Here is a 13,272-nt window from a genome sequence, read left to right as displayed (position 1 = left end):
GAGGATTCAATGAGTACGCAAAACGAGCGCGCGCTCACCAGCGCGCAAGCCATCGCTGAAACCCTCAAACAGGAGATGCAGCGCGACGAGAAAGTCTTCGTCATGGGCGAGGACGTCGGTACATTCGGCAGCCTTTACGGAAACACTCAAGGGCTTCTCGACGAGTTCGGCGAAAAACGTGTCCGTGACACGCCGATTTCCGAGACCGCGATCATTGGTGCTGCTGTGGGCGCGGCGGCAGACGGAATGCGCCCTGTCGTGGAGCTGATGTTCGTGGACTTCTTCGGTGTCTGTTTTGATGCGATCTACAACCTGATGGCCAAGCACCATTTCCTGTCGGGCGGAAAGGTCAAGGTGCCGATGGTGCTGATGACGGGGACCGGCGGCGGATACGCCGACGGTGCGACCCAGTCCCAAAGCCCTTATGCCGCCTTCGCGCATTTCCCGGGGATGAAGGTGGTCTCGCCGTCCAATTCCCATGATGCCAAAGGGTTGCTCACAGCGGCCATCCGCGACGACAATCCGGTTGTCTACATGTTCGACAAGCGGCTTCATGGACTGGCCTGGCTGTGGTCCGAAGACGCTGCCGCGGTTCATGTCCCTGAAGAGAGCTATACCGTGGAGATCGGCAAGGCGAAGGTCGCTCGCGAAGGCAGTGACGTCACCATCGTTGGTATCGGCATGGGCGTTCATACTGCGTTGAAAGCAGCGGATCAGCTCGCAAGCCAGGGCGTCAGTGCGGAAGTTGTCGACCTGTTGAGTCTTGTGCCGCTGGATCGCGAAACGATCCGCAAGAGTGTCGCAAAAACCGGACGTCTGATCGTCGTGGATGATGACTACCTGAGCTACGGTATGACGGGCGAGATCATCGCCTCGGTCACTGAGCAGGATATCACAATGCTCAAGTCCGCGCCAAAACGGGTCGCTCACCCGGACGTTCCGATTCCTTGCGCGCGCGAGGCCGAAGCCGCGTTCCTGCCGGACGCGGACAAGATCGTCACCGCCTGGAGCGAGATGTCAACGGCCTAGGCACGAGTCTGCCCCATGCGCCGCCGGCGTTCGAGAGGTTCGGCGGCGCGAACTCTCTACCGCTCGTCCAGTGCAATCCTGAACTGGCGAAACCGGTCATAGCAAACACGTCCCTGATGGAGGTTCATTCCCATGACTGCCTACTCTGTACTCGAAGTTACCCCGACCAACGAAGACTGGATCGAGGACTATCTGCCAACCGCCAACAAAGTGATTGCCCGGCACGGCGGAAAATACCTCGCCCGCACGGAAACTCATGAGGTTCTGGAAGGGGACAACCGCGAAGTTGGCCTGCGCATTGTTATTGAATGGCCATCGATGGATGCCGCCAGAGCTTTCGAGAACGATCCTGAATACACGCCGCATCTTGAGACGCGCCTCGCGAACTCGCGCAGCCACCATGCGCTTATCGAAGGCAAGGATGACCTAAGTTGACGAGTATCGCGCCTCCTATCAGTCGCGCCGGATGCACTTCGGACCGTGAAACGCGCAACGGCAAGAAACCGCAGGTCAACGATTTGAATCGCGGGTTTCGCAATACGTTCCGATCCGGCCGGCTGAGTATCGGGCTTGTAGCGCCGATCGAGGCGTATCCGAATAGCTCGGTCCCCGCCCTTGAACGGCACGTCGAGCGGGCGCAGCTTGCCGACCGGCTTGGCTTTGCGGCCATCTGGGTGCGCGATGTGCCCTTCAACGTGCCGTCGTTCGGCGACGCCGGTCAGATCTTCGATCCGTTCACCTATCTTGGCCTGCTCGTCGGCAAGACGCAGCGCATTGCGCTCGGCACCGCTTCGATCATCTTGCCGCTGCGTCATCCCGCGCATGTGGCGAAGGCTGCGGCGACGGTGGACGCCCTTTCGGGAGGGCGTCTGCTGCTCGGTGTTGCGTCCGGCGACCGGCCGGAGGAATACCCGGCCATGGCGGCAGATTTCGAGCAGCGCGGCGCGCTGTTCCGCCAGGCGTTCGAGTACATCCGCCATATGGCCGAGCCATTTCCCACGATCGCAAACACCTTCGGTTCATTGAGAGGAGGTGCCGACTTGCTGCCGAAACCTGCAGCCGGACGCGTCCCCCTACTCGTGACCGGCAGCTCCCGTCAGGACACCCGCTGGACAGCGGTGCATGCAGATGGGTGGATGACCTATCCGCGCGATCCAGCGGCGCAGGCGAACATTGTGCGCGTCTGGCGTGAGCAGGTTGCAAACGCAAGTCTCATGGTCAAACCGGTGATGCAGCCGCTTTACGTGGATCTCGCTGACGACGAAGAGCGGCCAACGCCGATCCACCTGGGCTTCCGCGCCGGTATGAGCTTCCTGCGCGATTACATTGCGCAGTTGCAGGATGCAGGCGTGAACCACGTCGCCCTTAACTTGCGCTTCAACCGCGCCAGCATCGAAGAGACGCTGCACCGGCTGGCCGAAGAGCTGCTTCCCGGGTTCCATACGGGCGAGGGCAAATACAAAGACACTGTCAGCGACTAAGACCAGAAAGGACACATCATGACCGATACGAAAACAATAATGATCACTGGCTCGACCGACGGTATTGGCCTCGCGACCGCGCGCACGCTTGTGGCGGAAGGGCACAAAGTTCTCATCCACGGGCGCAGCGCGACCAAGTTGGAGAGCGTGCAAGCCGAGTTGGGTGAGAAGGTGGAAACGCATCGAGCCGATTTATCGGATTTGGATGCGGTAAGGGCAATGGCCGGTGTCATACGAGAGCACCACGGCCACCTTGATGTGCTCATTAACAATGCGGGCGTCTATAACGTCCCCGCGGAGCGCACGCCGTGTGGTCTTGATATGCGCTTTGCGGTGAATACGATCGCGCCTTATGTGCTGACGCGTGCGCTGTTGCCGATTATCCCTTCTGGCGGACGTGTTGTGAATCTGTCGTCTGCTGCGCAGGCCCCTGTCGACCTCAAGGCTTTGCGCGGCGGGATTTCCCTTTCCGCTGGCGCGGCCTACGCCCAAAGCAAACTTGCCCTAACCATGTGGACCAACGCTGTTGCTGACGAACTCAGCAGCGGCCCCGTCGTTGTGTCGGTCAATCCGGGCTCTTTGCTGGCCACCAATATGGTGCGGGACGCGTTCAACACAGCCGGTCAGGACATAGGTATCGGGGTAGACATCTTGGTGCGCTCGGCCACGTCTTCCGAATTTGCAGACGCCACCGGCCGTTACTTCGATAATGATGCTGGTCATTTCGCGCAACCGCACCACGATGCAACCGACCTTGCGAAGTGTCGAGCCGTCGTGCAGACGATAGAGGATGTGTTGGCCTGATGCGCTTGTCGGTAAGCGCGCCATGAGCAGGCCCCGCACGGCGCGCCGGAAGATCTGCCTATCCATCGCGAACCTCCAGTGTCAACCTGTGTGGTTTCGCCTTGGCCGTTGCTGAACGCCTCCATTGAACGTCGCAGGAAAGCACCTCGCCAACTCAATTAGAATTGCATCATCGATACGGGGTTCATGTTAGGAATGTTCATATGTTGGATACGATCGACCCGCGCGATGTTGTCTATACGATCGTTGGGCTGGCCCTGTTCGGCCTTACACTCGAGTCGGCGCTGTCCCGATATCGGATAGTTAATCTGCCTGCGCTCTACGTCCTATTGGGAGCGCTAGCAGGTTGGCTTGGACAGGCAGAAATCAACCCGCTGAAAGGTGGTTGGCAAACCAGTGTAGTCGAACATGCGTCAGAGTTGATAGTGATCATTTCTCTGGCCGGTGCCGGGTTAGCAATTGACACACTGGGAAGTTGGCGCAACTGGAAGCCTACCTGGTGGCTTCTCATAATTGCGATGCCCTTAACGATTGCGGCGGTTGGCTTGAGCGGCTTTCACATCCTAAGTCTTTCGGTCCCGGGAGCTTTGCTTCTCGCCGCTTCGTTGGCTCCAACGGATCCTGTCTTGGCACGCTCCGTTCAAGTATCTCCACCAGGCCAAGACGAAGAGCCGATGCAGGTCGCACTTACCGCAGAGGCAGGCATGAACGACGGTCTGGCTTTTCCCTTTGTCTACCTCTCGATTCATGCCGCCGTGCTCGGTGCCGGGCAAATGACTTCTGGCGAAATCTGGCTGTTGGACTGGATTGGCTTTGACGTCTTTTATCGCATCACGGTCGGGTTAGGATTGGGATACGCGGTAGGCTGGGTTGTTTCAAAGATCATATTCAGTTCGTTCGGAGATGGATCGCAGGGTGCTTGGAACGCCGTGGTCGTCATCCTATCGGCGACACTTTTGAGTTACGGCATTGCGGAAGCAGCAGATGGTTACGGCTTTCTGGCGGTTTTCGTTGCCATGCGCGCTGGGCGCTCCAATTCTCGCGGAACTGACGGCGAGGGGTACGAAAAATATGCGCACCACGGAGCGGAGCAATTGGAAGCCATTCTGCTCGCAGCCCTTTTGTTGTGGCTCGGGACTTTCATCAGCGCTGGCGCTCTAGAAGGTCTTGTCTGGGCCGAGGTGGCTTTTGCCGTCGTTCTAATCTGCGTGATCCGGCCAGCCGCAGGACTACTTGCTCTGCTTATTGTAGACTGCGATCGGATCAGCCGCTTCAATGTGGCCTTCTTCGGAATTCGAGGAATGGGAACGGTTTTCTACATTGCCTACGCCCAAACGCATGCAGAGTTCAGTGACATCGACGCTGTTTGGCGTATCGCAGTTCTAACCATTTTGCTCTCGATCATAATCCACGGTTATGCGGCGAATTTTATGTTGAAAGACGAGACCTCTACGGCTGACCGAAGACATCCCCTCAAATCTGAAGGCAGGTCCAACTAAGGTCTGAACTTCGTTAACGGGGCGTCCCCGTCAAGCGGATTTAGGCAGGAAGATTGATCCGCTAAAGCGGTCTCTCTGGTTCCATTCTATCCCGTTCTGCTTTCTCCCGTGGCATTCGGCTGAGGTCTTTAGGGTACATGCTTTCGTCCGTGGTTAGCGCGAGCCGTCTGCCGAAGGCAGGTTCTCTGCACCCGCGCGCCCGGCCAGCCGCCTGAGGCGGCGGCCAGCCTCCAAGACCACCACCGCATAAAGCCCCCAAAACAGCGGATGCAGGGTATAGCGCATGCGCTCTTGCTCCGGTCCGTTCACCGCGTGCGCCACCCCCAGAAACAGCACCACCGATAGCAGCATCACCTGAAAGAAAGCCCGGCGCGCCGGATCCTGATCCCGGCGGGCAAGCTCCGCCAGCGCGATCAGTGCAAACAGGTTCAGCGCCAGGGTCAGGAACCGCGACAGGCTGGGATCAATCACGATCGTGTTGTCTCCGGTCAGCACCCGATGGGTGTCGGGCAGCTTGGGGAAGCGGTCCCAATTGAGCGGCGGGAACAGGTATTCGTTCGGCCACAGCGACAGGCTGGTGGAGGCGCGCACGACCACACCGGCGGCATACCGCAGCGGGCTGGCCGAAATCACCTCCAGCGATTTCTTCAGGCAGGACTTGGAATAAGTGATCATCCGCGGATCATTCAGTGCGCTGCCCACGTGCTGGCCGATCAGCCCATGGGTCTCGGCAAAGGTCTTGAAGGAACAACCCTCAATCCGCTCCGGCGCCACCTGCGAGACGTTCAGACCCAGCCAGCTGCCCGAGCTGAAGATGCCAAAGACCGCCTTGTTCTTGACCGATGGCAGCAGCGACACCGCCAGCGTCAGGGCCAGAATGGCGGCGCGCAGCGGTCCGGCACCGGCCTTGTACAGCACCAGGCCGCCAACCAGCAGGATGTAGATCGGGTGAAACAGCGTCCAAGTCAGTGACAGGACCGCCAGAAAGGCACAGAACAGCAGGAAGTACAGCGTCCGGCGCGTTTTCAGCAGCAGCAGGACGCAGAGGCAGGACAGGGCAAAAAGCGCTGCAGTGAAATGGGCATAGAGGATGAAGTTCTCGTAATAGAACACGGCCGGCGACAGCACGTAGGCCAGCGGCAGCAGCCAGGCCATCCACCGCGACGGGGTCAGCAGGCGCAGGGCTGCGAACATGCTGGCTGCGGTCACGACCGTCAGCAGCACATGACTGCCCCAGATCAGCTGGATCATGCAGGCCTCCTGCGCATTGCAGGCCTTGGCCGCCAGCCCCAGCAGGAAGTTCCAGAACGGCGGCTGCGAATGCAAGGTTATCAGCGCATCCAGCAGCCCGTCATGCAGCTGCTGCACCGGCAGGTGCTGGTACGCCTCGGAGAGGTGGACGGGATCGGGGCGGATCTCCAGCAGCAGCGCCGCCAGGGCCCGGGACACCAGCACGATCACCGCAGCGGCAAGGGTGAATACCGTGGTTTCACGCGGCAGCGAAGCCGGCCCGAGCGCCGGTGAAGGCGCCGTGCCGGGAGCGTGTGGAGGAGTTGTCATGCCAGACCTCAATGCTTTTTCCCGGTTATATGCGACGCGGCACGTGCAGGAAATTCCCCGCGCCGGACAACACCTGCAGCGCAGGCATCGGTGCAACAGGCGGTTCCGGCGCTGGCAAGTTGACACCTAGCCAAAAAGCAGAGCTGCTGGTACAAGCGGGGCAGGGACAAAACCTTCTTTCGGTTGACTTCATTTGACGACAGTTTCATCGCTTCCGGCCGGGCAGCCCGGCATGCTCGCCGTCGACCTGGATGGCACCCTGCTGCGCAGCAATATCCTCTATGAAAGCTTTTGGTCGTCCTTCGGCCGCGACTGGAAAAGCCCCCTTACCGCGGCGGTCGCGCTGCTGCAGGGGCGGGCGGCGCTGAAGCAGCATCTGGCCGGCACTTCGCGCATCGACGCGGCAAGCCTGCCCTATGACCCGGAGGTGATGGAGTATGTCAGGGACTGGAGGCAGCGGGGCGGCCAGACAGCGCTGGTGACCGCCAGCGATCAGTCCATCGCCGATGAGATTGCGGCCCATCTGGACCTGTTTGACGAGGTGCATGGCTCCAGCGGCACCGAAAACCTCAAAGGCCCGGTCAAGGCGGACTTTCTGCAAAGCCGGTTTGGCGCGGGCGGTTTTGCCTATATGGGGGACTCTCCTGCCGATCTGCCGGTCTGGCGGCTGGCGGCCAAGGCGGTCACTGTGAACGCCGCCCCGGCACTGCGTCAAAAGGCAGAGCGGGCCGCCTCCGACACCGAACACCTGGCAACGGTGGAGGCCTCTCCGGCCGCGTATGTCAAGGCGCTGCGGCCACACCAGTGGCTCAAGAATATCCTGGTTTTCTTGCCGATGCTGGCCGCGCATCAGCTGGACATGGTCACCCTGATGCAGTCACTGCTGGCGTTCCTCTCGTTCAGCCTGATCGCCTCCAGCGTTTATGTGGTGAATGACCTGCTGGACCTGAACGCCGACCGCGCTCATCCGCGCAAACGCTTCCGGCCCTTTGCTGCGGGCCGAATCCCGATCGAGCATGGCAGCTGGATGGCGGCGGCGCTGTTTCTGGGCGGGTTGGCGGCGGCCCTGCCGCTGGGTCTTCTGTTCCTGGGCGTCATCCTGCTTTATTACGCGATGACAACCGCTTACTCCCTGCATTTCAAGCGGATGATCGTGATGGACATCTGCCTGCTGGCCGGGCTTTACACCATCCGCATCGCCGCGGGCGGCGCGGCCACGGGCATCCCGCTGTCGGTCTGGCTGCTGGCGTTTTCGATCTTCTTCTTCTTCTCGCTGGCGGCAGTGAAACGGCAGGCGGAGCTGGTCGACAGTGCCAAGCGCCAGCAGCTGACCGCCAAGGGGCGCGGCTACCACGTGGACGACTTGCCGGTGATCTCGATGATCGCGATTGCCGCGGGCTATGTCTCGGTTCTGGTTCTGGCACTCTACCTCAACTCGCCGGCGGTGGCCGGGCTTTACACCACTCCGCAGGGGCTGTGGGGGATTTGCTGCGTGCTGCTTTACTGGATCACCAGCACGGTGATGCTGGCCCACCGCGGTCAGATGCAGGACGACCCGGTGGTCTATGCGGCGCGCGACCGCGGCAGCCAGCTGTGCTTCCTGATCGCGATGTCCTTTGCGGTCTGGAGCAGCGCGATATGACCCTGCAGCAGCTTCTGGTCCGCTACACCGCATTTGCGGCGGCTGCCACTGCTGTGAACCTCGCCACCCAGCGCGCGGTGCTGCAGGCGGGGGAGACCGGTGCCTATTTCACCGCCGCCATGGCCGCAGGAACCCTGGCCGGGCTGGTGGTCAAATACCTGCTCGACAAGCGCTGGATCTTCTTTGACCAGCAGGGCGGCCTGAAACACCAGGGCCGGACATTTTTGCTGTACTCGGTGATGGGGATTGCGACCACGGCAGTGTTCTGGATCACCGAGACGCTGTTCTGGCTTACCTGGGGCACCGATGCGGCGCGCGAGGCCGGGGCGGTCCTGGGTCTGGTGGTTGGCTACACGGTGAAATACCAGCTGGACCGGCATTTCGTTTTTACCAGCCGAACTGCGGAGGCGGAATGAGGCGGCTGTCCGGCTGGGGCAACTACCCCGTCACCCAGGCGCAGCTGCTGGCGCCGCGCAGCGAGGCGGAGCTGCAGGAGCTGATCGCCCGCAATCCTTCCGTAATCGCCCGCGGCAACGGCCGCGCCTATGGCGACAGCGCGGCGGGCGTGCCAGCGACCCTGCATATGCGGCATTTCAACAAGATGCTCTCCTTCGATGCAGAGACCGGCCTCTTGGCGGCGGAAAGCGGCGTTCTGCTCGGCGATATCATCTCTGCCTTCCTGCCGCGCGGCTGGTTTCCGGCGGTGGTGCCGGGCACCAAGTTCGTGACCCTGGGCGGTGCGATTGCCGCCGATGTGCATGGCAAGAACCACCATAAGGACGGCAGCTTCCGCAGCTGCCTGGAGTGGGTCGATGTTATGGGGGCGGATGGCACGGTCCGCCGCTGCTCTGCCCGGGAAAACGGCGAGTTGTTCAACTGGACCGCTGGCGGCATGGGGTTGACAGGCGTGATCCTGCGGGCCGCCATCCGCCTGCGTAGGGTACCCTCTGCCTGGATCCGCCAGGAGACGCTACCGGCGGCAAACCTCGACTCTGCCATCGAAATCTTCGAACGCTCCGCCGCCGCAACCTATTCGGTTGCCTGGATCGACTGCCTGGCAGGCGGGGACACGCTGGGCCGGTCGCTGGTTATGCTGGGGGAACATGCCGGGCTTCAGGATCTCAGCTATGAACAGGCGGCGCGGCCCTATGCTGTCCCCAGCACAGGCAAGCGCACCGTGCCGCCGGTGTTCCCGTCCTTTGCACTGAACCGTTTCACCGTGCGCGCATTCAATGCTGCCTATTACTGGGCGGGTGCCCGCAAAGCCGGTCGGCAGATCACCGATTATGACAGCTACTTCTTCCCGCTCGACGCGCTTTTGGGCTGGAACCGGATCTACGGGCGCAAGGGCTTTGCCCAGTTCCAATGCGTGCTGCCGCTGGACAGCGCCCGGCCGGGGCTGCGCGCCTTGCTCCAGGCGATCTCCGCCGCCGGGCAGGGGTCTTTCCTGGCGGTGCTCAAACGGCTGGGGCCGCAGGACAGCCCGTTCTCCTTCCCGATGGAGGGCTACACGCTGGCGCTGGACTTCCCGGTTAACCGCCGCAGCCTGCCGCTGATGCAGGAGCTCGACCGTATCACCATAGCCCACGGCGGCCGTTTCTACCTGGCAAAAGATAGCCGGATGAGCCGGGACACGCTGCGCGCTGCCGACCCCAGGGCGGCAGAATTTGCCGGGATGCGGCAGATGTCCGGGCTGCACCCATCCTTCCAGTCCGCCCAGTCGCAAAGGCTTTCGCTATGACCAAATCCCCCGTTCTGATCCTTGGCGCCCGGTCTGACATCGGCCTGGCGGTCGCTCATGCCTTTGCTGCGCAAGGCCACCCGGTGCAGCTGGCCGCCCGCAATGCCGACGATCTGGACCCTCAGAAGACCGATCTGGAACTGCGCCACGGCGTGCCGGTCACCTTGCATGAATTCGACGCCCTGGCGCTGGAGGATCACGAGGGCTTTGCCGACGCGCTGCCTGAGCTGCCGGGCATTGCGGTCTGCGCGGTTGGGTTCATGGGAGAGCAGGCCGAGAGCGAAACCAGCCCCGCCGCCGCGGCGCGCGTGCTGCGCAGCAACTTCGAAGGCCCGGCCAGCATCCTGTCGGTTCTGGCCAGCCGGTTCGAGCAGCGCGGTTCCGGCACACTGGTCGGCATCAGCTCGGTTGCTGGCGACCGTGGCCGCGCCACCAACTATGTATACGGCTCCGCCAAGGCAGGCTTTACCGCCTTCCTGTCCGGCTTGCGCAACCGGCTGGCCCGCAAGGGCGTGCATGTGGTCACCGTTCTACCGGGCTTTGTCGCCACGCAGATGACCGAAGGCATGGACCTGCCGGAAAAGCTGACCGCCCAGCCCGAGGAAGTCGCCCGCGCCATCACCGATGCCACCGCCAAGCAAAAAAGCATCGTCTATGTGCGGCCGGTCTGGCGGCTGATCATGCTGATCATCCGCAACATCCCGGAAGGCGTGTTCAAGAAGATGAGCATCTGAACAGCAGCGCACCCGCTCTACAAGGCGGGTTTGCTTCAGGCTTATAAGTTTTAAGCTTGAAATAAATCCCGCGGCGGCGCTATTGTCGGCAGCAGGCATTATCAGTAAAGGAGCCCAGCCATGCCGGCCATCAGTGTGCATCCCGAAGGGTGGAAGCCCGCCAAAGGCTACGCCAACGGCATGGTTGCAGAGGGCAAGCTGCTGTTTGTCGGCGGCCAGATCGGCTGGACCGCGGAACAGGTGTTCGAGGCGCATGATTTCATCGGCCAGATGAGCCAGGCGCTGCGCAACATCCTGGAGGTGGTAGAAGCCGCAGGCGGCACCGCCCAGGACATCACCCGGTTGACCTGGTATGTAACTGACAAGGCGGAATACCTCGCCCACCAGGCGGAGGTCGGCAAAGCATACCGCGCGGTGATGGGCTATCACTTCCCGGCCATGACCATGGTCGTCGTCTCGGCGCTGGTCGAGGATGAAGCCAAAGTGGAAATCGAAGCCACAGCCGTGCTGCCCGGCTGACGCTGCGGATCAAGCACGGTTTCGTGAACGCTCTTCCCTTGCCCCCGGCCAGCCGCCACATTGGCTGGCGCAGTCAGGGGAGAGAGACATGCGTATCAATGCCGACTTCACCAAACGCGCCGCGGTGCATTTCGAGGACACGCCCTGGGTGCCCAGCCCGGCTCCGGGGGTAGAGCGCAAGATGCTTGACCGCATCGGCGAGGAGGTTGCCCGCGCCACCACCATCGTCCGCTTTGCGCCGGGGTCCGCCTTTGATCCTCATGTGCATGACGGCGGCGAGGAGTTCCTTGTGCTGGACGGCGTTTTCCAGGACGAGCACGGCGATTTCCCCGCAGGTTCTTATGTCCGCAATCCCCCCACCACCAGCCACACGCCCGCCGCGGGAGAGGGGGCGGTGATCCTTGTCAAGCTGCACCAGTTCGACCCCGCCGACCGCACCGAGGTCAAATCCCGCACCGATGCTGGCCCCTCACAGCAGCAGCTGTTTCAGGACGCGGTCGAGACGGTGACGCTGCAGACCTGGGCGCCTGATCAGGCGGTCAGCCTGGAGGCGCCCGGCGGGCTGGAGGTTTTTGTGGTCGAAGGCAGCTACAGCGAAAACGGCGAGGAATTTGCCCGCTGGGATTGGCTCCGCCTGCCGCCTGGCAGCCGGCTGGAGGCCCAGGCCGGTCCCGGCGGCGCGAAAGTGTGGATGAAAACTGGCCATCTTGCGCAAATGACTGCTGAATAGGCATCTCGGTTTTATATTTTCAAAACAGTCTCTTGCATGCCGCTCCTCCGGGGGCGGCAAAATTTTTGCCTGCCTGAAAAATTTTACCAGTTGATAAAAAATAAGACTGTGGCACTCTGAATAGCAAGAACAACCGAAAATCAGGGAGACACCCAATGGCGACCAGCCATCAGGCATCCGGCATTCAGGCAGCGCGGCTTGACGCTGCCGGGATCGCTGAGAATTTCTCGGACTTGCACCCGCCCTATGACGCGCATGAGGCCGCCGTGGCCGCCGACCGCTGCTATTTCTGCTATGACGCGCCCTGCATGACGGCCTGTCCGACCAGCATCGACATTCCCCAGTTCATCCGGGAGATCCAGGCAGGCCATCCCGAAAGCGCGGCCCGCACCATTCTGGACCAGAACATCCTGGGCGGCATGTGCGCTCGGGTCTGCCCAACGGAAACCCTGTGCGAAGAGGTTTGCGTGCGGGAGACGGCAGAAGGCAAGCCGGTCGAGATCGGCCGCCTGCAGCGCTATGCCACCGACACGCTGATGGAAAAGGGGGAGCATCCCTTTACCCGTACCGCCGCGACCGGCAAGAAAGTTGCTGTTGTGGGCGCTGGTCCCGCGGGCCTCTCTGCGGCGCACCGGCTGGCGATGCTGGGCCATGACGTGGTGGTCTATGACGCCAGGTCCAAGGCAGGCGGCCTCAATGAATTCGGTATTGCCGCCTATAAGACCACTAACGGCTTTGCGCAGCGCGAGGTCGACTGGCTGCTGCAGATCGGCGGCATCACTATGGATTACGGCAAGAAACTGGGCGAAGACTTGTCGCTGGATGCGCTGAAGGAGGCGTATGACGCGGTGTTCCTCTCCATCGGTCTGGCCGGGGTCAATGCCCTGCGCGCGCCGGGCGAGGATATGGACGGTGTCCGCGACGCGGTGGAGTTCATTGCCGAGCTGCGTCAGGCCGATGATCTGACCACGCTGCCGGTGGGCCGCAACGTGGTGGTGATCGGGGGCGGTATGACCGCGGTGGATGCCGCGGTGCAGTCCAAGCTTTTGGGCGCCGAAAACGTTACCATCGCCTACCGCCGCAGCCGCGAGGAGATGGGCGCAAGCCGGTTTGAGCAGGACTTGGCGGCCTCCAAGGGCGTCAAACTGATGTTCAACGTGATGCCGGTTGCGGTGCACGGCAATGGCGCAGCAGCAGAGGTGGAATTGGAGTATACTCAGGTCACGGACGGCAAGGTTTCCGGCACCGGTGAGACCCTGCGCTTGGCCGCGGATCAGCTGTTCAAGGCGATCGGCCAGACTCTGGAAGGCCAGCCCGATGCTTTGGCGCTGGAAGGCCGCAAGATCAAGGTGGACGCCAACGGGCGCACTTCCGTGGCTGGAGTCTGGGCCGGGGGCGATTGCGCATCGGGCGGCGAAGACCTCACCGTGACCGCCGTGGCCGAGGGCCGCGACGCGGCAATGGACATTCACTCCAGCCTGATGGGCTGAGCCAGTCAGGACCGGGAAACCGTTCCGAGCTAGCCTTAAGAGG

Annotated in this window: 13 protein-coding genes; 12 read left to right on the top strand and 1 reads right to left on the bottom strand. The window is 61.9% G+C overall.

Going from position 1 to position 13,272, the window contains the following annotated elements; all coding sequences use genetic code 11:
• Window positions 1-9 precede the first annotated feature (9 nt).
• From AC4HIX_RS01820 to AC4HIX_RS01800, 5 genes are all read left to right on the top strand, one after another.
• Window positions 10-1,029: an alpha-ketoacid dehydrogenase subunit beta gene (locus AC4HIX_RS01820; protein WP_490397652.1), complete on the top strand. Its 1,020-nt coding sequence runs from the start codon at window positions 10-12 to the stop codon at window positions 1,027-1,029.
• Window positions 1,030-1,161: 132 nt separating this feature from the next.
• Complete coding sequence (locus tag AC4HIX_RS01815) at window positions 1,162-1,464, top strand: DUF1330 domain-containing protein (protein ID WP_490397651.1); 303 nt, start codon at window positions 1,162-1,164, stop codon at window positions 1,462-1,464.
• Window positions 1,461-2,510: an LLM class oxidoreductase gene (locus AC4HIX_RS01810; protein WP_490397650.1), complete on the top strand. Its 1,050-nt coding sequence runs from the start codon at window positions 1,461-1,463 to the stop codon at window positions 2,508-2,510. Before AC4HIX_RS01815 ends, AC4HIX_RS01810 begins: the two co-directional genes overlap by 4 nt.
• An 18-nt stretch (window positions 2,511-2,528) precedes the next feature.
• Window positions 2,529-3,314, top strand: a complete 786-nt coding sequence (locus AC4HIX_RS01805) for an SDR family NAD(P)-dependent oxidoreductase (protein WP_490397649.1) — start codon at window positions 2,529-2,531, stop codon at window positions 3,312-3,314.
• A 203-nt stretch (window positions 3,315-3,517) separates the two neighbouring features.
• On the top strand, window positions 3,518-4,813 hold the full coding sequence (locus AC4HIX_RS01800; RefSeq protein WP_490397648.1) for a cation:proton antiporter: 1,296 nt from the start codon (window positions 3,518-3,520) through the stop codon (window positions 4,811-4,813).
• A gap of 153 nt (window positions 4,814-4,966) precedes the next feature.
• Here the strand turns inward: AC4HIX_RS01800 and AC4HIX_RS01795 are convergent, their stop codons facing one another.
• A complete protein-coding gene (locus AC4HIX_RS01795) occupies window positions 4,967-6,373 on the bottom strand; it encodes a hypothetical protein (RefSeq protein ID WP_490397647.1) in 1,407 nt (468 codons plus the stop codon).
• 232 nt (window positions 6,374-6,605) lie between these two features.
• On the opposite strand from AC4HIX_RS01795, the gene AC4HIX_RS01790 reads away from it, so the two are divergent.
• The 7 genes from AC4HIX_RS01790 (at window position 6,606) to AC4HIX_RS01760 (ending at window position 13,229) form a co-directional block, all read left to right on the top strand.
• A complete protein-coding gene (locus AC4HIX_RS01790; protein WP_490397646.1) occupies window positions 6,606-8,015 on the top strand; it encodes a UbiA family prenyltransferase in 1,410 nt (469 codons plus the stop codon).
• Window positions 8,012-8,431: a GtrA family protein gene (locus AC4HIX_RS01785; protein ID WP_490397645.1), complete on the top strand. Its 420-nt coding sequence runs from the start codon at window positions 8,012-8,014 to the stop codon at window positions 8,429-8,431. The genes AC4HIX_RS01790 and AC4HIX_RS01785 overlap by 4 nt, the downstream gene beginning before the upstream one ends.
• Window positions 8,428-9,756 carry an FAD-binding oxidoreductase gene (locus tag AC4HIX_RS01780; RefSeq protein WP_490397644.1) on the top strand — a complete coding sequence of 443 codons (1,329 nt, stop codon included), beginning with the start codon at window positions 8,428-8,430 and terminating at the stop codon, window positions 9,754-9,756. The genes AC4HIX_RS01785 and AC4HIX_RS01780 overlap by 4 nt, the downstream gene beginning before the upstream one ends.
• Window positions 9,753-10,490: an SDR family oxidoreductase gene (locus AC4HIX_RS01775; RefSeq protein ID WP_490397643.1), complete on the top strand. Its 738-nt coding sequence runs from the start codon at window positions 9,753-9,755 to the stop codon at window positions 10,488-10,490. The genes AC4HIX_RS01780 and AC4HIX_RS01775 overlap by 4 nt, the downstream gene beginning before the upstream one ends.
• A 120-nt stretch (window positions 10,491-10,610) precedes the next feature.
• Window positions 10,611-11,009 carry a RidA family protein gene (locus AC4HIX_RS01770; protein ID WP_490397642.1) on the top strand — a complete coding sequence of 133 codons (399 nt, stop codon included), beginning with the start codon at window positions 10,611-10,613 and terminating at the stop codon, window positions 11,007-11,009.
• Between the two features lie 88 nt (window positions 11,010-11,097).
• Complete coding sequence (locus AC4HIX_RS01765; protein WP_490397641.1) at window positions 11,098-11,739, top strand: cupin domain-containing protein; 642 nt, start codon at window positions 11,098-11,100, stop codon at window positions 11,737-11,739.
• Window positions 11,740-11,894: 155 nt separating this feature from the next.
• A complete protein-coding gene (locus AC4HIX_RS01760; protein ID WP_490397640.1) occupies window positions 11,895-13,229 on the top strand; it encodes an NAD(P)-dependent oxidoreductase in 1,335 nt (444 codons plus the stop codon).
• The last annotated feature ends 43 nt before the right edge of the window (window positions 13,230-13,272 follow it).

It is taken from the genome of Leisingera sp. (assembly GCF_982940295.1).
Note: the sequence above shows the minus strand (reverse complement) of the source record. Positions and strands in the feature narration are given on the sequence as shown.

What these genes read in the sequence shown, in the direction of transcription:
- AC4HIX_RS01820 (WP_490397652.1), top strand. Translation starts at nt 10, where the DNA reads ATGAGTACGCAAAACGAGCGCGCGCTCACCAGCGCGCAAGCCATCGCT.
- AC4HIX_RS01815 (WP_490397651.1), top strand. Translation starts at nt 1,162, where the DNA reads ATGACTGCCTACTCTGTACTCGAAGTTACCCCGACCAACGAAGACTGG.
- AC4HIX_RS01805 (WP_490397649.1), top strand. Translation starts at nt 2,529, where the DNA reads ATGACCGATACGAAAACAATAATGATCACTGGCTCGACCGACGGTATT.
- AC4HIX_RS01800 (WP_490397648.1), top strand. Translation starts at nt 3,518, where the DNA reads ATGTTGGATACGATCGACCCGCGCGATGTTGTCTATACGATCGTTGGG.
- AC4HIX_RS01795 (WP_490397647.1), bottom strand. Translation starts at nt 6,373, where the DNA reads ATGACAACTCCTCCACACGCTCCCGGCACGGCGCCTTCACCGGCGCTC.
- AC4HIX_RS01790 (WP_490397646.1), top strand. Translation starts at nt 6,606, where the DNA reads ATGCTCGCCGTCGACCTGGATGGCACCCTGCTGCGCAGCAATATCCTC.
- AC4HIX_RS01785 (WP_490397645.1), top strand. Translation starts at nt 8,012, where the DNA reads ATGACCCTGCAGCAGCTTCTGGTCCGCTACACCGCATTTGCGGCGGCT.
- AC4HIX_RS01780 (WP_490397644.1), top strand. Translation starts at nt 8,428, where the DNA reads ATGAGGCGGCTGTCCGGCTGGGGCAACTACCCCGTCACCCAGGCGCAG.
- AC4HIX_RS01775 (WP_490397643.1), top strand. Translation starts at nt 9,753, where the DNA reads ATGACCAAATCCCCCGTTCTGATCCTTGGCGCCCGGTCTGACATCGGC.
- AC4HIX_RS01770 (WP_490397642.1), top strand. Translation starts at nt 10,611, where the DNA reads ATGCCGGCCATCAGTGTGCATCCCGAAGGGTGGAAGCCCGCCAAAGGC.
- AC4HIX_RS01765 (WP_490397641.1), top strand. Translation starts at nt 11,098, where the DNA reads ATGCGTATCAATGCCGACTTCACCAAACGCGCCGCGGTGCATTTCGAG.
- AC4HIX_RS01760 (WP_490397640.1), top strand. Translation starts at nt 11,895, where the DNA reads ATGGCGACCAGCCATCAGGCATCCGGCATTCAGGCAGCGCGGCTTGAC.